At 57.5% G+C, this 339-nt stretch carries 1 protein-coding gene; it reads right to left on the bottom strand.

Annotated features, from left to right (window positions below):
• Positions 1-339, bottom strand: a 339-nt coding sequence (locus AAIR21_RS28060; protein ID WP_434682865.1) for a type VI secretion system contractile sheath domain-containing protein, incomplete at both ends; no start/stop codon positions are given.

Genomic DNA, 339 nt, shown 5'->3' with positions numbered 1-339 from the left:
AGTAACTTAGCGGTATTAATCCGAGATTCGAAAAATCAAACTCGCGGGTTTCGGATATCATGATTTCGGACGGGATCTTGACCTGGCTGCCGGTACCGAGGTCGTAAAGGTGGACAGGCAGGTCTTCCACCGCGCCCCCGGCCTGTGGACCACGGATCTGCACGCACCAGCCGTTGTTCGCAAAGCTGCGAGCCATGTTGGCAGCGAAAGCGAAAGAGGCGTTCGTCCACAGATATTTATCGTGATCCGGACCTTTGACCTCTTCCACATAGTTGAAGCTGCGCACCGGGACGGTATCCGGGCCATACGGCAGGCGGCCCAGCACGCGCGGCATCGTCA

Source organism: Enterobacter sp. PTB, from assembly GCF_051130085.1.
GTDB lineage: Bacteria > Pseudomonadota > Gammaproteobacteria > Enterobacterales > Enterobacteriaceae > Enterobacter > Enterobacter ludwigii.
The sequence above is the reverse complement of the archived record's forward strand: the minus strand, read 5'-3'. Positions and strand labels throughout refer to the sequence as shown.